The sequence below is a fragment of the Promicromonospora iranensis genome (genome assembly GCF_028994775.1).
In the GTDB taxonomy this organism is placed as follows: domain Bacteria; phylum Actinomycetota; class Actinomycetes; order Actinomycetales; family Cellulomonadaceae; genus Promicromonospora; species Promicromonospora iranensis_A.
The window spans coordinates 46,038-62,485 of record NZ_JAJQMN010000002.1; the positions used below are offsets into that span (position 1 = coordinate 46,038).

At 70.7% G+C, this 16,448-nt stretch carries 16 protein-coding genes; 6 read left to right on the plus strand and 10 right to left on the minus strand.

The annotated features are described in order from the left end of the window. Positions 1 to 8: 8 nt before the first annotated feature. On the minus strand, positions 9 to 542 hold the full coding sequence (locus tag LUU90_RS03100; protein ID WP_275001811.1) for an amino-acid N-acetyltransferase: 534 nt from the start codon (positions 540 to 542) through the stop codon (positions 9 to 11). 195 nt (positions 543 to 737) lie between these two features. Here LUU90_RS03100 and LUU90_RS03105 point away from each other — a divergent pair, with 195 nt between their 5' ends. From LUU90_RS03105 to glpK, 3 genes are all read left to right on the plus strand, one after another. Continuing rightward, a complete protein-coding gene (locus LUU90_RS03105; RefSeq protein ID WP_425596168.1) occupies positions 738 to 2,483 on the plus strand; it encodes an FAD-dependent oxidoreductase in 1,746 nt (581 codons plus the stop codon). A 108-nt stretch (positions 2,484 to 2,591) separates the two neighbouring features. Continuing rightward, positions 2,592 to 3,323 carry an MIP/aquaporin family protein gene (locus LUU90_RS03110; RefSeq protein ID WP_275001812.1) on the plus strand — a complete coding sequence of 244 codons (732 nt, stop codon included), beginning with the start codon at positions 2,592 to 2,594 and terminating at the stop codon, positions 3,321 to 3,323. A gap of 75 nt (positions 3,324 to 3,398) precedes the next feature. Beyond that, positions 3,399 to 4,913, plus strand: a complete 1,515-nt coding sequence (gene glpK / locus LUU90_RS03115; RefSeq protein WP_275001813.1) for a glycerol kinase GlpK — start codon at positions 3,399 to 3,401, stop codon at positions 4,911 to 4,913. Between the two features lie 238 nt (positions 4,914 to 5,151). Here the strand turns inward: glpK and LUU90_RS03120 are convergent, their stop codons facing one another. Next, positions 5,152 to 5,745 carry a TetR/AcrR family transcriptional regulator gene (locus LUU90_RS03120; protein WP_275001815.1) on the minus strand — a complete coding sequence of 198 codons (594 nt, stop codon included), beginning with the start codon at positions 5,743 to 5,745 and terminating at the stop codon, positions 5,152 to 5,154. Further along, entirely contained in the window at positions 5,729 to 6,439 is a 711-nt protein-coding gene (locus LUU90_RS03125) for a YqeB family protein (protein WP_275001816.1), read from the minus strand. Before LUU90_RS03125 ends, LUU90_RS03120 begins: the two co-directional genes overlap by 17 nt. A 73-nt stretch (positions 6,440 to 6,512) precedes the next feature. Between LUU90_RS03125 and LUU90_RS03130 the strand changes: the two genes are divergently transcribed. Then, positions 6,513 to 7,808 (plus strand): alpha/beta fold hydrolase, encoded by a 1,296-nt coding sequence (locus LUU90_RS03130; RefSeq protein WP_275001818.1) that lies wholly within the window; start codon positions 6,513 to 6,515, stop codon positions 7,806 to 7,808. Positions 7,809 to 7,843: 35 nt separating this feature from the next. On the opposite strand, the gene LUU90_RS03135 is transcribed toward LUU90_RS03130, so the two are convergent. Then, complete coding sequence (locus LUU90_RS03135) at positions 7,844 to 8,521, minus strand: hypothetical protein (RefSeq protein WP_275001819.1); 678 nt, start codon at positions 8,519 to 8,521, stop codon at positions 7,844 to 7,846. A gap of 55 nt (positions 8,522 to 8,576) precedes the next feature. After that, positions 8,577 to 10,064, minus strand: coding sequence for an XRE family transcriptional regulator (locus LUU90_RS03140; RefSeq protein WP_275001820.1), 1,488 nt, complete (start codon positions 10,062 to 10,064; stop codon positions 8,577 to 8,579). Positions 10,065 to 10,257: 193 nt separating this feature from the next. Between LUU90_RS03140 and LUU90_RS03145 the strand changes: the two genes are divergently transcribed. Next, positions 10,258 to 12,177 (plus strand): phosphoenolpyruvate carboxykinase (GTP), encoded by a 1,920-nt coding sequence (locus LUU90_RS03145; protein ID WP_275001821.1) that lies wholly within the window; start codon positions 10,258 to 10,260, stop codon positions 12,175 to 12,177. A 235-nt stretch (positions 12,178 to 12,412) separates the two neighbouring features. Here the strand turns inward: LUU90_RS03145 and trpS are convergent, their stop codons facing one another. Further along, positions 12,413 to 13,564: a tryptophan--tRNA ligase gene (gene trpS, locus LUU90_RS03150; RefSeq protein WP_275001822.1), complete on the minus strand. Its 1,152-nt coding sequence runs from the start codon at positions 13,562 to 13,564 to the stop codon at positions 12,413 to 12,415. 260 nt (positions 13,565 to 13,824) lie between these two features. On the opposite strand from trpS, the gene LUU90_RS03155 reads away from it, so the two are divergent. Next, positions 13,825 to 14,304 (plus strand): tRNA (cytidine(34)-2'-O)-methyltransferase, encoded by a 480-nt coding sequence (locus LUU90_RS03155; protein WP_275002283.1) that lies wholly within the window; start codon positions 13,825 to 13,827, stop codon positions 14,302 to 14,304. Between the two features lie 32 nt (positions 14,305 to 14,336). On the opposite strand, the gene LUU90_RS03160 is transcribed toward LUU90_RS03155, so the two are convergent. The 4 genes from LUU90_RS03160 to LUU90_RS03175 all read right to left on the minus strand — a co-directional run bounded on the left by LUU90_RS03160 (position 14,337) and on the right by LUU90_RS03175 (position 16,432). Beyond that, positions 14,337 to 14,687 (minus strand): type II toxin-antitoxin system PemK/MazF family toxin, encoded by a 351-nt coding sequence (locus LUU90_RS03160; protein ID WP_274991546.1) that lies wholly within the window; start codon positions 14,685 to 14,687, stop codon positions 14,337 to 14,339. After that, positions 14,674 to 14,907: a ribbon-helix-helix domain-containing protein gene (locus tag LUU90_RS03165; protein WP_274991547.1), complete on the minus strand. Its 234-nt coding sequence runs from the start codon at positions 14,905 to 14,907 to the stop codon at positions 14,674 to 14,676. Before LUU90_RS03165 ends, LUU90_RS03160 begins: the two co-directional genes overlap by 14 nt. Before the next feature lie 69 nt (positions 14,908 to 14,976). After that, positions 14,977 to 15,720 (minus strand): VOC family protein, encoded by a 744-nt coding sequence (locus LUU90_RS03170; protein ID WP_275001823.1) that lies wholly within the window; start codon positions 15,718 to 15,720, stop codon positions 14,977 to 14,979. Positions 15,721 to 15,763: 43 nt separating this feature from the next. Next, positions 15,764 to 16,432: a ThuA domain-containing protein gene (locus tag LUU90_RS03175; RefSeq protein ID WP_275001824.1), complete on the minus strand. Its 669-nt coding sequence runs from the start codon at positions 16,430 to 16,432 to the stop codon at positions 15,764 to 15,766. Between the last annotated feature and the right edge of the window lie 16 nt (positions 16,433 to 16,448).

Sequence of the window (16,448 nt, forward strand, 5' to 3'; positions counted from 1 at the left end):
CGAGGTAGTCAGAGTTCCAGGAGCATGCGGGAGTTGCCCAGGGTGTTGGGCTTCACGCGCGCCAGGTCGAGGAACTCGGCCACACCCTCGTCGTAGGAGCGCAGCAGCTCCGCGTACACCTCGGGCGTGACCGGCGTACCGTCGATCTCCCGGAACCCGTGCGCGGCGAAGAAGTCGACCTCGAAGGTCAGGCAGAACACGCGCCGCAGACCCAGCGCGCGGGCCCGCTCGATCAGCGCCTCCAGCAGGGCGTGCCCCACCCGGCGGCCGCGCCAGTCGCGGTGCACGGCCAGGGTGCGCACCTCGGCGAGGTCGTCCCACATCACGTGGAGCGCCCCACAGCCGACGGCGGTGTCGCCCGCGGCACCGGCGGGGTCGGTCGCCACCAGGAACTCCTGGACCGCCTCGAAGTACCCCACCATCTCGTACGGCCGGAGGATGCGCTCCTGGCTGAGCGGCTCGACGAGGTCGCGGATGGTGCGCACGTCGGAGGGGAGGGCGGGGCGGATCACGGGCGCCGGCCGCGCCTCGGGTGTCGTCACGCCGACACACTACGACCGGGGCCGGGAGCACGCCCGGAGCGAACGCCAGACGGGCATACCAGACACAGACTCCAGCCGGGCAGACGAGACGAATCGAAGGGCGAATCGGAATGTGAGCAAGAGAACCTCCCAACACACCCCGACCAACAGGGCAAAGGTCTTGCCAAGTGGCGGAATGCGTGGTGAGTTTGGCGCATGGCATCCACTCGCCTGACCGCAGACGCGAGGACGCAAGCACTGGCCGCACTCGAAGCCAGTGTCAGTCCCTCGGCCGAGCTCGACGTACTGGTGATCGGGGGCGGCGTCACCGGCGCCGGCATAGCGCTGGACGCGGTCACGCGCGGGTTGTCCACCGCCGTGGTCGAGGCGCAGGACTGGGCACAAGGGACCTCCAGCCGCAGCAGCAAGCTGGTCCACGGCGGACTCCGGTACCTCCAGATGCTCGACTTCGAGCTGGTCCACGAGGCCCTCACCGAACGGGACCTGCTGCTACGGGACCTCGCACCGCACCTGGTGCGACCGGTCCCGTTCCTGTATCCGCTGGAGCACCGGGTCTGGGAGCGCGCCTACGTGGGCGCGGGCATCGCGATGTACGACGTGCTCGCGACGCTCACGCCGGGCCGCCGCCCCATGCCGTTCCACCGGCACCTGAGCAAGAACCAGATGGAGGCCAAGTTCCCCGACCTGGCGCACGACGCCGCCGTGGGCGCGGTCCAGTACTGGGACGCGTCGGTCGACGACGCCCGCCTGGTCGCGACCCTGATCCGCACCGCCGCGAGCTACGGGGCGCACGCCGCGAGCCGCACCCAGGTGGTGGACCTGACGCAGGGCGCGACGGGCGCGGTGAACGGCGCGGTGGTCGTCGACCTGGAGACCGGCAAGGAGATCACCGTCCGGGCTCGTTCGGTCATCAACGCGACCGGCGTGTGGACCGAGGACACCGAGGCCCTCGCCGGCTCCGAGGGCGGGCTGCGGGTGCTCGCCAGCAAGGGTGTGCATCTCGTCGTCCCGCGGGAACGCATCCGCGGCCACGCCGGGCTGATCCTGCAGACGGAGAAGTCCGTGCTGTTCGTCATCCCGTGGAGCAGGTACTGGATCATCGGGACCACCGACACCCCGTGGAACCTCGACCCCACTCATCCCGTCGCCACGAGCGCCGACATCGACTATGTGCTCGATCACGCCAACGCCGTCCTGGCACACCCCCTGACCAGGGAAGACATCATCGGCACCTACGCGGGCCTGCGCCCGCTGCTCCAGCCCGGCACCAAGGCGGGCACGAGCAGCGCGAAGGTCAGCCGCGAGCACACCGTCGCCTCGCCGACGCCGGGCCTCACCGTGATCGCGGGCGGCAAGCTGACGACCTACCGGGTCATGGCCAAGGACGCCGTCGACTTCGCGATCGGGCAGCGCTCGGCCGCCCTGCCCTCCATCACGCACCAGATCCCGCTCACGGGCGCGGTCGGGCTGCGGGCCGTGCAGCGCCAGGCACGCACGTGGGGCAAGCGGTTCGGCTGGACTCCCCCGATGCTGGACCACCTGCTGCACCGGTACGGCGCCAACCTCGCCGAGATCGTCGAGCTGTGCGACGCCGATCCCACGCTCGCGCAGCCGCTCGAGCACGCCCCTGCCTACCTCCGCGCCGAGGCGCACTACGCGGTCAGCCACGAGGGCGCCCTCCATCTGGAGGACGTGCTGGCCCACCGCACACGCCTCGTCTACGAGATCGCGGACCGGGGCACGGCGGCGGCGGAGGAGGTCGCGTCCGTCGTCGCACCACTGCTCGACTGGGACGCCTCCGACGCGGAGCGCGAGGTCCGCGCCTGGCAGGAGCGGATAGAGGCCGAGCGCCATGCCGAGGAAGCACCCGACGACGAGGCCGCCGAGCAGGCGCGCCTGACCACCCCCGACGTGGCGGCCATGCAGCCGCTCCGTAGCTGAGAACCCCGAGGTAACGACTACTACGCGACCGCCGACGGCCTGCCCCAGAGGAGCCGCCGGGTATACCCCCGTACGCCGACAGAGTGGTCGGCAGAAAGCGAGTCAGCGATGAACGCATTCACGGACATCATGGTGCCGGAGTTCCTCGGCACGATGATCCTGATCCTCGGCGGCGCCGGCGTGGTGGCCAACGTCATCCTCCCCAGGACCAAGGGGTTCAACGGCGGCTGGTTGCTGATCAACTTCGGCTGGGGCCTCGCGGTCTTCGCCGGTGTGTTCGTCTCGATGAAGTCCGGGGCGCACATCAACCCCGCCGTGACGCTCGGCATCCTGTCCAGCGGGGCCGAGGAGTTCGCCGAGGGCGTCCCTGCCAACTTCGTCAACATGCTCCTCTACTGGGTCGCGCAGCTCGTCGGTGCCTTCGTGGGCGCCGTCCTCGCGTACCTGGCGCACAAGCAGCACTTCGACCTGGAGGCCGAGCCGGCCGTCAAGCTCGGCGTCTTCTCCACGGGCCCGGAGATCCGCTCGTACACGTGGAACTTCGTCACCGAGGTCATCGCCACGTTCATGCTGGTCTTCGTGATCCTGTCGTTCGGCAACTCGCCGGTGGACCTGGGCCCGCTCGCCGCAGCCCTCCTCGTTGTCGGTATCGGCGCGAGCCTCGGTGGCCCCACGGGGTACGCCATCAACCCGGCACGTGACTTCGGCCCGCGCATCGCGCACTTCCTCCTGCCCATCCCGGGCAAGGGCTCCAGCGACTGGGCGTACTCGTGGGTGCCGGTGGTCGGGCCGCTGGTGGGCGGCGCGCTCGGTGGCCTGGTCGCGGCGGCCGTCGCCTGAGCCGGAGCCGGCGGCGGAGCCGCAGACTCAGGCGACAGACAAGCAGAGTGACACAGACAAAGGGAGTCAACACCGATGGCTGACTACGTACTCGCGATCGACCAGGGCACCACGAGCACCAGGGCGATCGTCTTCAACCACTCCGGGACCATCGTGTCCACCGGCCAGCTCGAGCACGACCAGATCTTCCCGAAGGCCGGCTGGGTGGAGCACAAGCCCGACCAGATCTGGGACAACACCCGCCAGGTTGTCGGGCTCGCGCTGACCAGGGCGAACCTCAACCACAGCGACCTCGCCGCCGTCGGCATCACGAACCAGCGCGAGACGACCGTCGTGTGGGACAAGACGACCGGCAAGCCGGTCTACAACGCCATCGTGTGGCAGGACACGCGCACGCAGGCGATCGTCGACGAGCTGGGCGGGTCCGAGGGCGCGGACAAGTACAAGTCGATCGTCGGCCTGCCGCTCGCCACCTACTTCTCCGGCCCCAAGGTGAAGTGGATCCTCGACAACGTCGAGGGTGCACGCGAGGCGGCCGAGCGCGGCGACCTGCTGTTCGGCAACACGGACGCCTGGGTCCTGTGGAACATGACGGGCGGGCCCGACGGCGGCGTGCACGTCACCGACGTGACGAACGCGTCGCGCACCATGCTCATGGACCTGGACACGCTCTCCTGGCGCGAGGACATCGCGGCGGACATGGGCATCCCGCTCTCGATGCTGCCGGAGATCCGCTCCTCGTCCGAGGTGTACGGCAAGGGCCGTCCGCGCGGGATGGTGCCCGGTGTGCCGATCTCCGGCATCCTCGGCGACCAGCAGGCGGCCACGTTCGGGCAGGCGTGCTTCGAGGTCGGCACCGCGAAGAACACCTACGGCACCGGCAACTTCATGCTGCTCAACACGGGCACCGAGAAGGTGCCGTCCGAGAACGGCCTGCTCACCACCGTCTGCTACAAGATCGGCGACGCGGCTCCGATCTACGCGCTCGAGGGCTCCATCGCCGTCACGGGATCCCTGGTCCAGTGGCTCCGCGACAACCTGGGCCTGTTCCACGACGCGCCCGACGTCGAGTGGTATGCCCGCAAGGTCGAGGACAACGGTGGCGCCTACTTCGTGCCGGCGTTCTCCGGCCTGTTCGCGCCGTACTGGCGGCCCGACGCCCGCGGTGCGCTCGTCGGCCTCACCCGGTACGTCAACCGGAACCACATCGCACGGGCCGCGCTGGAGGCCACGGCGTTCCAGACCCGCGAGGTCATGGACGCCATGAACGCCGACTCCGGCGTGGACCTCACCGAGCTCAAGGTCGACGGCGGCATGGTCGCCAACGAGCTGCTCATGCAGTTCCAGGCCGACCAGCTCGGGGTTCCCGTCATCCGGCCCGTCGTCGCGGAGACCACCGCGCTGGGTGCGGCGTACGCGGCGGGCATCGCCGTCGGCTTCTGGAACGGGGAGGCGGACGTGACCGCGAACTGGGCCGAGGACCGGCGGTGGGAGCCCTCCATGGAGGAGGCCGAGCGCGACCGGCAGTACCGGAGCTGGAAGAAGGCCGTGACGAAGACGTTCGACTGGGTGGACTCGGACGTGTCGTAGGTCCTTGTTCGGGCGCTCGTGTTGCGTCCGCGGAGGGCGAGGAAGGCCTTGTCCGGCAGCGTTCACGCGCCCCAGGGGGCGCTCCACTTCGGGAACGTCTTACTGCCGGACAAGGCCTTCCTCGCCCTCCGCTCGTCTGTCGTGTCGCCTTGGGCGTGGGGTGCGTCCACCAGTCGTTGAAGTGGGTTGGCTGGGGCGGGGTTGGCTGGGGTGGCGGGGTTGGCTGGGGTGGCGGGGGTCAGGGGGTCAGGAAGCGGCGGGCCGTGTCGATCAGGGTCGCCTTCTCCTCCTGGGCCGTGAAGTCCTCCTCGGTCGCGATGCGGCCGAGGAAGCCGTCGGTCAGCAGGTAGAGCCACGAGGTGATCCGGGCCGGGGGGAGGTCGGTCCTGATCTCGCCCGTCCGCTGGCCCAGCCGCACCCAGGGCAGGAGCACGTCACGCTGCGCCCGGGTGTCCTCCTCGAGGGCCGCGGCGACCTCGGGCAGGTGCATGACGCCGGCCACTGCCTGGACGAAGCCGGGCATCCGGGGCTCCGCCGCTTCGTCGGCGCCGTTCGCCACCATGTCGAGCAGGACACCGAGGGCGTCCGTGCGCCCCGCATACCGCTCCGTCTGCTCGCGCGTCTCGTCCGTGCCGAGTCGCAGGATCGCGAGGAGCAGGTCCAGCTTGGTCGGGAAGTAGTGGAAGAACGTGCCCGACCCGATACGTGCCCGCCGGCAGATCTCGGCAGTCGTGGCACCGTCGTACCCACGCTCGGCGAAGACGGTGAGTGCGGCGTCGATGATGACGAGCCTGCGCGCCTCATGGCGCGCCGGGTCAACGGTCCGTGCCACGCGGGCCTTCGCCGGCCGACGCCGTCCGACGCACCTGGATCCGGTCGTCCCGGATGCGCGCCACCAGTCCGAGCGCGGCCAGGTCGTCGTCCGCCTTGCGAGCGGCGGCGGCGTCCTTGCGCTCCTCGAGCCGACGGCGGAGCGCCTCGTGCTCGGCGGCGGTGAAGCTGGGGCGGCCGTCGAGCCAGCGCTCGAACCGCTCCTCGTAGGGATCCGCGTCCCGCCACGGCCAGCGGTGCTGCTCCAGGGCAGCCTGGACCTTGGCCCAGGACAGGGTGTCGGCGTCGAGCCGGGCGCGGAGTCCGCCGTCCGCTCGCAGGAGCACCAGGTACCTCGTGTCGCGGAACGCGGTGCCGACGTCGGACCGCTCGATCCACGCCTCGCGCTCCTCCTGCCGGTGCTCGAGGTGGTCGTCGGCGACGGTCAGGGCGGGCGCCTCACCCACGGTCATGAAGGCGATGAAGCCGCCGCCGAGCAGCCCGAGCCCGCCCAGGATGCCGAGAGTCCAGGCCGGCGGCAGCGTCTCGACGAGCTGGAGCACCCCGGGAACGGGCAGCGGCGACGCCTCGATGAGGCCGGCCAGGCCGCCGGCCAGAGGGGCGGCGAACCAGCCGAGGACGAGGCCGATCACGAGCACGCCCAGGCCGAGCAGGACGGGTAGCGCCGGTGCCTGCCGCACCTCTGTCGTCGTCATATCCCAATTATTAGAGCAGTCACTCCATCAATGCAACGGTCCATCGTCGTCCGGGCAGCGATAACGTGAGCCCGTGCCCATCAGCTACACCCTTCCCGGCGTCCACATCACCGACCACTCCGTCGACGTCCCGCTCGACTGGTCCCAGCCCGACGGTTCCCCGACCCTCTCCGTGTTCGCCCGCGAGCTCGTGGATCCCGCCCGTCGCACCGAGGACCTGCCGCTCCTCGTGTTCCTGCAGGGCGGCCCCGGCGGCAAGGGCCCGCGCCCGACCGGCCCGGACGGCTGGGTCGGCACCGCGCTCAAGCGCTTCCGCGTGGTGCTGCTGGACCAGCGCGGCACCGGGCGCTCCAGCGCGGTCCGGGCGGCCTCGCTCGCCGCGGTCGGCACGCCGGAGGAGCAGGCGGAGTACCTCAGCCACTTCCGCGCCGACAACATCGTGCGCGACGCCGAGCACGTCCGGAAGACGCTGTTCGATGGCCGGCGCTGGACCTCCCTGGGCCAGTCGTACGGCGGGTTCATCACCATGACCTACCTGTCGTTCGCGCCCGAGGGCCTGAACGCGAGCCTGGTCACCGGTGGCCTGCCCGGCCTCACGGCGTCGGCCCGCGAGGTCTACGAGCGCACCCAGCCGCGGGTGGTCGCCAAGAACGCGCGGTTCCGCGCGCGCTACCCGCACGCCGTGACGACGCTCGGCCGCATCGCCGACCGCCTCGCCACCGGCGAGGTGGCCGCACCCGACGGCGACACGCTCACCACTCGCCGGTTCCAGACGCTCGGCATGGACTTCGGCATGCAGCCCGGGTTCGAACGGGTGCACTGGGCCGTCGACGAGGCGTTCGACTCCCCTCACGGCGGAGCGCTGAGCGACACGTTCCTCGCCACCGTCGCGGCCGAGACGTCGTTCGCGACCAACCCGCTGTACGCGGTGCTGCACGAGTCGATCTACGCCCAGTCCCACACCGGCCCGACCGCGTGGGCCGCCCAGTCCGTGCGCGACGCCGACCCCGCCTTCGCCGAGGACGCCCGCCCGCTGCTGATGACCGGCGAGATGATCTACCCCTGGATGTTCGCCGAGATCAACGCCCTGCGTCCGTTCGAGGCGGCCGCGCACGCCCTCGCGCAGCGGCAGCACTGGCGCGACCTGTACGACCTGCACCGCCTCGCCGAGAACGAGGTCCCGGTCGAGGCCGCCGTGTACTTCGACGACATGTTCGTGGACTCCGCCCTCTCGCTCGAGACGGCGGCGCACGTGGGCAACGTCGAGCCCTGGGTCACCAACGAGTTCGAGCACGACGGCCTGCGCCTGGGCGACGTCCTGTCCCGGCTGCTGGACCGCCTGGACGCCCGGGGTGGCCCGCTCCGATAGCCCCTTCTTCGAAGAGAGCTACCCCGGCTGGACGCTCAGCCGCGGAGGGCCGGGATCGAGGCGACCACGTAGCCGGTCACCTCGACGACGTCGCCGGCGGTCAGGTCCGGCTTGCCCGCCGGGACGCAGAGGGTGACCTGGAAGCCATCGGTCTGCACACGCGCGGCGGTGAAGGTCTGACCGGTGCGGCTGACGGCACGCTGCTGGATCGCGAGGACGACGCCCGTCAGGTGCGCGACGGCGTCGGTCGACAGGGCGTACGCCCCGGTGGGTTCGAAGACGAAGTCGGACGGGCCGGCGTCGGCACGGCCGAGCACCTGGACCGAGTTGCCCAGCACGACGATGGACACCGGACCCTCGACGGGTGGTGCGGCCGAGCCGAGCAGCGCGAGCTCCTCGAGCTGGCAGGCGATCTCGGTGATGACCTCGTCGTCCTGATTCACGAGCTCGGCGAGCACCAGACCGCCGTCGACGGCCTGCGGCTCGGAGATGATGGCGCCGGGTGCCGCGTAGAACGTGGGCGTGACCACCCGGACCAGGTCGCCCTCAGTGGTGATGATCAGGCGGGCACCCGACGCGTCGGTCCAGATGTGGACGCCGACCTCGCCGTCCTTGGCGATGGTCTCCGCCTCGGAGCGGGCCGCCGCCACCATGTCGCGAAAGTCGCTACGTCGCCAGACGTCCAGTCCGATGCAAGCCAGGTTCGATGCCACGGTTGCCTACGCTAACCCGGCAGCTGCCCGGAACGCGCGATACACCGTGAAACCGTCATTCGGGCGCGTGCTTGTCCAGGAACGCGTACACCTCGGCATCGTCGACGCCCGGGAACGCGCCGCGCGGCAGTGCGGCAAGGATCTGCTGGTGCATGCGCCCGGACGGCCAGGCCTCGCCCGACCAGCGTGCGGTGAGCTCCGGCGCCGGACGCTGGCAGCACGCGGGATCCGGGCACGTCGAGGTGCGCCGCACCTGCGTGTCACGCCCGCGGAACCACTTGGCGTGCGCGTAGGGCACGCCCACTGTGATGGAGAACGCACCGGACCCGCCGTCGGGCCCGCCCGACGGCGACATGGAGCCGGTTTGGGTGGAGCACCAGAAGGTGCCGGCGGGCGTGTCGGTGTACTGGTAGAACTCGGTGGCCCGGTCGCGCCGCTCGAACGCCTCGCGCGCCGCCCAGCGCCGGCAGATGAGCTGCCCCTCGATCGCGCCCGTGACGTCCTGTGGAAAGGGCAGGCCGTCGTTCGCGTAGCCCCGGAACAGCGCGCCGTCGGCCCCGACCCGCAAGAAGTGCAGCGGGATACCGAGGTGGTGCGTCGCGAGGTTGGTGAGCCGCATCGCGGCGGCCTCGTGCGTGATGCCGAAGGCGTCGCGGAAGTCCTCGACGGCGAGGTCGCGCTCCCGCTTGCGCGCCTCCAGGAACGGCACGGCCACGAACTGCGGCGCGAGGCACGCCGCGGCGAAGTAGGTGATCTCGACGCGCTGGCGCAGGAACTCGCCGTAGGAGCGCGGCCGGTCGTGCTCGAGCACGCGGTGCGCGAGCGCCTGCAGGGCGAGCGACCGCAGCCCGTGACCACCGGGCGTCGACGCGGGAGGCAGGTAGATCCGCCCGTTGCGCAGGTCGGTCACGGAGCGGGCGGACCGCGGCAGATCGTCCACGTGCAGCAGCGTGAAGCCCATCTGCTCCGCCATCCGGGCCACGGTGCGGTGCGTCAGCGCGCCGCCGGTGTACCCGGCGGCCCTGACCAGCTGCTCCGCCACCGCCTCGAACTGCGGGTAGTGGTTGTCGCGGGCCTCCCGCTCGAGGCGTAGCTCGGTGTTGGCCCGGCGCGCCTCCTCAGGGGTCGCGATGGCGAGCTGCTCGCGTCGCGCCAGCTCGTCGTGCAGGCCGACGAGCTGCTCGAGCACGGGTATCGGCAGCTTCTGGCTGGGCTTGACGGCGGGTACACCGAGCGTGGTGAACAGCGGGCCGCGCTGCGCGCGGTCGAGCGCGATCTCCAGGGCCGCGCGGCGGGACGGCGGCTCCGCGCTGAGCAGCTCGCTCATCGGCACGCCGAGCGCTTCCGCGATCGACCGCAGCAGCCCGAGACGCGGTTCGCGCCGCCCGTTCTCCACGAGCGACAGGAGGCTGGGCGCCGAACCCACCTTCTCGCCGAGCGCGTCGAGGGTGAGGCCTTGCGCCGTGCGCAGGTGCCGGATACGGCGCCCCAGCGTGATCAGGTCGGTCTCGCCGCGCGACGGCGCCTCGTTCGAGCTGGGCACGTCGTCCTCCGTCCCATCGTGTGACGGCCGTCACCCGGAGACACCCGGGACAGGCCAACAGGAACCTACTCCTTCACACTACGTGAAGATCGGCGATTCTTGACAGCCCAGAGACTGGAATTCGGACGGATCAACACACAAGAGTGGAAACAAGCCCGCCAACGTGGCCAGCCGTACGACGATCGGAGCGCACATGTCCGTCCTCGCGAACCCCCGCCGAACCCGGCTCGTCGCCGAGCTCGTCTCCGAGATGACGACCGGCCAGGGCTCCAGCACGTCCTCCCAGGCTCCGCTGCGCGCTGTGCCGCCCGTCGGAGACCAGGACGTGCGCGCCTGGGTGACGAACGTCGCCGAGCTCACCCAGCCGGACGAGATCGTCTGGTGCGACGGCTCCGCGGAGGAGAAGCAACGCCTCATCGACCAGATGCTGGCAGCGGGCACCCTCGTCGAGCTGAATCAGGAGAAGCGTCCGGGTTCGTACCTGGCGCGCTCCAACCCCGCCGACGTCGCCCGCGTCGAGTCGCGCACGTTCATCTGCTCGCAGGACGAGGAGGATGCCGGCCCCACCAACAACTGGGTGGCCCCGGACGAGATGCGCGCCGAGCTGAAGGGCGTCTTCGAGGGCTCGATGAAGGGCCGCACCATGTACGTGGTGCCGTTCTCGATGGGCCCCGTCGGCGGCCCCATCTCACAGGTGGGCATCGAGATCACCGACTCGCCGTACGTCGTCGTCTCGATGCACGTCATGACGCGCGTGTCCGCCGAGATCCTGGACCTCATCGACGCCGGGCAGCAGTGGGTCCCGGCAGTGCACTCGGTGGGGGCCCCGCTGGCGGACGGCGAGGCGGACGTCGCCTGGCCGTGCAACGACACCAAGTACATCGTGCAGTTCCCGGAGACCCGGGAGATCTGGTCGTACGGCTCCGGCTACGGCGGCAACGCCCTGCTCGGCAAGAAGTGCTTCGCGCTGCGGATCGCCTCGGCGATGGCGCGCGACGAGGGCTGGCTCGCCGAGCACATGCTGCTCATCCGCATCACCTCGCCCGAGCAGCGCCAGTACCACCTGGCCGCCGCCTTCCCGAGCGCGTGCGGCAAGACGAACCTGGCGATGCTGCAGCCCACCATCCCGGGCTGGAAGGTCGAGACCCTCGGTGACGACATCGTGTGGATGCGCCCCGGCCCCGACGGCACACTGCGCGCCATCAACCCGGAGGCCGGCTTCTTCGGCGTCGCGCCGGGTACCGGCATCGACACCAACCCGACCGCCGTCGCGACCTTCGACCGCGACACCATCTTCACGAACGTCGCGCTGACCGACGACGGCGACGTCTGGTGGGAAGGCCTGACGCCCGAGCCGCCGGAGCACCTGATCGACTGGCAGGGCAACGACTGGACGCCCGCCGACGCCGACGAGCGCCCCGCGGCCCACCCGAACTCGCGCTTCACGGTGTCGGCGGCCCAGTGCCCCACCATCGCGGACACGTGGGAGGACCCGGCCGGCGTGCCGGTCGACGCCATCGTCTTCGGCGGGCGCCGCGCCACGAACGTGCCGCTCGTGGCGCAGTCGTTCGACTGGGAGCACGGCGTGTTCATGGGTGCCACCATCTCGTCGGAGCGCACCGCAGCGGCCGAGGGCGCGCTCGGCGAGCTGCGCCGCGACCCCTTCGCGATGCTCCCGTTCTGCGGCTACAACATGGCCGACCACTGGGCGCACTGGCTGGAGGTCGGCGCGGGCATCGAGGAGTCGAAGCGGCCGCGGATCTTCCAGGTGAACTGGTTCCGCAAGGGTGACGACGGCCGGTTCCTGTGGCCGGGCTTCGGCGAGAACTCGCGCGTCATCGAGTGGATGGTCCGCCAGCTCGAGGCGGAGCGCGGCCTGCACCAGGACGTCTCCGTGGCCACGCCGGTGGGCAGCGTGCCCGCACCGGGCACGCTGAACCTCGACGGCATCGACGTGCCCGACGCCGACATGGCAGCCCTCTTCGACGTCCCCACCGCGCCGTGGCAGGCCGAGGCCGAGCTGACCGAGGAGTTCTTCGCCCAGTTCGGCGACCACACGCCGGCCGAGCTGCACGCCCAGCTGGAGGCTCTCAAGGAGCGTCTGGCCCGTTGATTTCGAGCGGCTGACGGCGCGACCTCCTCGGGTGGCTACCCGTTGCGCCGTCAGCCGTTCGAGCCGAGTTCCCCGGCCGGGTTATTGAGGCATCCCGGCCGGGGATCTTTTCTGCGCGCCCACTGTCTTCCAAGACCCCCTGTCCTTCGAGGTCTAAGTTGCTCCCTTCTGAAACGGTTCAGAACGGAGCCACTTAGACCTCGAAGATGTGGGGCGCCGGGCACCGCCCGCGGGATCAGTAGCGCATGTTCATCAGGGCCCGGACGTCGTCCAGGGTGCGGTCCGCTATCGCGTTCGCCCGGGCGTTACCGCGGGCGAGCACCTCGGCGAGGTGCCGCGGCCCCGCCGAGGCGAGCTCTCGCCGTCGGGCCCGGAGCGGGCGCAGGCCCTCGACGACCGCCTCGGTGACCACCGTCTTGAGCTGCCCCGCGCCGGCCGAGCCGACCTCGTCCGCGAGCGCCTCCGGGGACGTTCCCGCGAAGTGGGCGCCGATCTGGAGGAGGTTCGCGATCTCCGGCCGGCGGTCCGGTTCGTAGGTGATCATGCGGTCGGCGTCGGTCCTGGCGCGCCGGAAGTACGCGACGGTCTCGTCCTCGGACGCGCGCAGCTCGAGCGCGTTTCCTCGCGACTTGGACATGCGGCGCCCGTCGGCACCCAGGACGGCGGTGGACGGCGCGATGAGCGCATCCGGCTCCGGGAAGTACGGCTGGGCCGCGGAGTACCGCTGGTTGAAACGGCGGGCGATGGTGCGTGTGATCTCGAGGTGCGGCAGCTGGTCCACGCCGACGGGCACGAGGTTGCCGTGGCAGAACAGGATGTCGGCGGCCTGGTGCACCGGGTAGGTGAACAGCAGGCCCGAGATGCCGCGCTTCTGCCGCAGCAGGGCGGCCTCCGCCTCGGCCTTGACGGTGGGGTTCCGCTCCAGCTCCGCGACGGTGACCAGCGACAGGAACGGCAGCAGCAGCTGGTTCAGCGCGGGTACCGCCGAGTGCGTGAAGACCGTGCTGCGCTCGGGGTCGATCCCTGCCGCGAGATAGTCGAGCAGCACCTCGTGGACGGTGGCGGGCAGGTCCCCGGCGTCGTCCCGGTCGGTGATGACCTGGTAGTCGGCGACGATCAGGAACACCTCGACGCCCAGGTTCTGCAACCGCACCCGGTTGGCGACGGTGCCGAGCAGGTGCCCGAGGTGCAGCGCGCCGGTCGGGCGGTCCCCGGTCAGCACGCGGTACTCCCCCGGGCTCCGGACGATCTGGCTCTCCAGGACCGCGGTGCGCTCGCGTGCGGCCGCGGCGGAGCGGGTGGTGCTGGCCGGGTTGCTCGGGATGCTTGGCTCGTGCGGGGTGGCCGACGTCGACGTGGTCGCCTCGGGCGTGGTGGTGACGGACATGGGTCCTCCTTGCTCAGGAGCTGCCCACGAACGGCGTCGGGCACAAGGAAGTCCCGGGCTGCGTGAGCAGCTCGGGACTTGTGTGCGATGGGCGCGTCAGGTCACGGCTGCGAGTGCAGCCACCACCAGTTGAGCCCGTGCGTCATGCGCTCAGGTTATGCGGGGCGTTCACGGCGGGCAAGGGTGCTCGCGGGCGGGACGACGCCCCGCCGTCGGACAGCGAGAATGGACCCGTGCCGCACTCCGCCGATACCCCCGCGCTGCCCGAGAACCCGCTCGCCCACGTCGTCTACTTCGAACCGCGCATACCCGGCAACACCGGGTCCGCGATCCGGCTCGCGGCGGTCACCGGGGCCCGGCTGCACCTGGTGGAGCCGCTCGGCTTCGACCTGTCGGAGGCCAAGCTGAAGCGGGCGGGCCTCGACTACCACGATCTCGCCGTCATGGACGTGCACCCCTCGCTCGACGCCGCGCTCGACGCCCTGCCCGAGGCGCGCGTCTTCGCGTTCACCACCCGAGCGACCACCCGCTACACCGACGTCGAGTACCTGCCGGGTGACATCCTGTTGTTCGGGCCGGAGCCCACCGGCCTGCCGCCCGAGGCGCTGTCGCATCCGCGCGTCACCGACGAGCTGCGCATCCCGATGCTGCCCGGGCGCCGGTCGCTCAATCTGACGAACGCGGCGTCGATCGCGGTGTACGAGGTGTGGCGGCAGGCGGGGTTTGCCGAGGGAACATGACGGCCATCAGTCGTTGCGCACGTCGCAGACGGTCACGCGATCCCGAGGTGGATGAGTAGAGCATCGTCGAGCTCAGCGGCCTCCTCGGCAGACAGCTTCCCAACACGGTTCACCAGGCGGACCATGTCGACCGAACGCACCTGTTCTGCCTGTGCCTTGGAGTCGACGGGCAGGCCCGAGCCCTGCTTCGAGACAAGGGTCTGGAACGAGTGCACCCGCTTGACGTTGCTTGTCAGTGGCACCACCGTCAGCACCCCGCGCCCGAGCCGACGAGCCGCCGCGTTGTACGCGTCGTTCGACACGATCACGACCGGCCGAACCTTGTTCGCCTCTGACCCCCGAACCGGGTCGAGGTCCGCGTACCAGATCTCACCGCGGTACATCGGACTCCAACCCGTCGGCCACTGTCACGTCCCAGACCTCGGCCTCGCCGGAGTCATACCACTCTGTGATCGCCTGCTCGGCCTCAAGCGTGAGCGCCATCTGTCGAAGCGCGACGATCGCCTCGTGGACGGCGGCCGACCTTGAGCCAAGCCCCTTGTCCTCCGCATAGTCGTCCAGGAACCGTAGGTCCTGCTCCGGGATGCTCACACTAACCTTCATACCAGTGATCCTACCTGAAGCACCCTGTTCTCGACCAGGGGTAGCACCTCGATGGTGTCGGCGCTACGGCTACCGCCGGACGACGAGCACCCGGCCCGGCGCGAGCTCGTACCTCCCGGCCACCACACCCGGGCTTGCGGCACCGGCCTGCGCCACGATCGTGACGGGTGGCTCAGCCGCCACCCGGTCCGACGTCGGGAACCAGGTGCGCCCGGGGCTGACCAGGATGAGCATGCCGTCGATCTGCCCGGCCGGGGAGAACGTCTTCGACCCGTCCGGGTAACGGCCGATGCCGACGTCGGTGAGGCGGTCGGCGGTGCCTGCGACGTCGGGCACGGCGACGCCCACCTCACTCACGGAGCGCAGGTCGGCGGGCCCGAACGGGACAGGCTGGGTGCCGGGCGCGTACGGGCTTGAGGCCTTCGCCCCCGATGCGTGCCCGGCACCCAGGTCTGGAGGGAGATCACGGCGTGCGATGACTTCGAGCACCGACCGGTCCGGGCCCGGAAAGTAGAGGGACCGGGCGTTCCAGGCCGGCTGGGCCTCGAACTCGGTGCGGTCGCCGTCGCCCAGGAGGCCCGGGCCCGCCTCGAGGAAGGCTCGGGCCGCGTCGAACCGCGCGTCGTCGACGAGAAAGGCGTAGTGCTGGTCGCCCTCGGCGTCAGGATCCTCGCGGAACCGGATGACCGATCGTCCGACGGTGATCTCCACCGCGCCGATCTCTTTCCGCACCGGCAGGCCGAGGACCGTCTCGTAGTACGCGGCGGTCTCCGCCGCCGAACGGGTCACCGTGTCGACGCTCATGATCTCCATGCGCCCAGCCAACTATCTCAACCATGGTTGAGGTCAACCCGCGCTACGCGAGCAGCCAGGACGCCGACCGCCGCAGGAGTTCCTGATGCCCCTCGGACGCGAACGAGCGGGTGTCGTGCCCCAGCGCCGAGTAGATGCTGCGGCCGCCGTGCGTCTCGTTGACCCACAGGACGGGCTGCTCGACACCGTCGTCGTCGGGAGTGGTGCCGAGAACCCGCGTCCCCGCGTTCACGCGCAGGAGGCAGTAACGCTCGTCGAACGCCTCGACGGCGCCCAGGCCGTCCGTGACCGGGTGGCCCCCGGTCAGCTCGAACCGCGCCGGGCCGATCGGCGGGTGCATCGACTCACCGGGCACCCACCGCCCGCCGAGCACCGCCGACCAGTCGGGCGCGTCGTAGAACGTGTTCGCCGCCTGGTGCAGTCCGAGGACGGCGCCCCCGGCCCGCGCCCAGTCCGCCAGCCGGGCGTGGAAGCCGAGCCAGTCGTCGTCGGACCCGTCGAAGTCCGCGTCGCGGCGGCCGGTGCCGCCGTTCACGACCAGCAGGTCCACCTCGTCGAGACCGTCCAGCGCGTCCCGGAAGAGTCCCCGCACCTCGACGACGCCCAGGTCACCGACGATGCCGGCGACCACGTGCGACGTCGCCGCATGGTCGTGCCAGGGGTCCTCGTAACGTCCACGGCCGGCAAGGATGAGGATGCGCTTCGTCGTCACGGTGCGATCCTGCCAC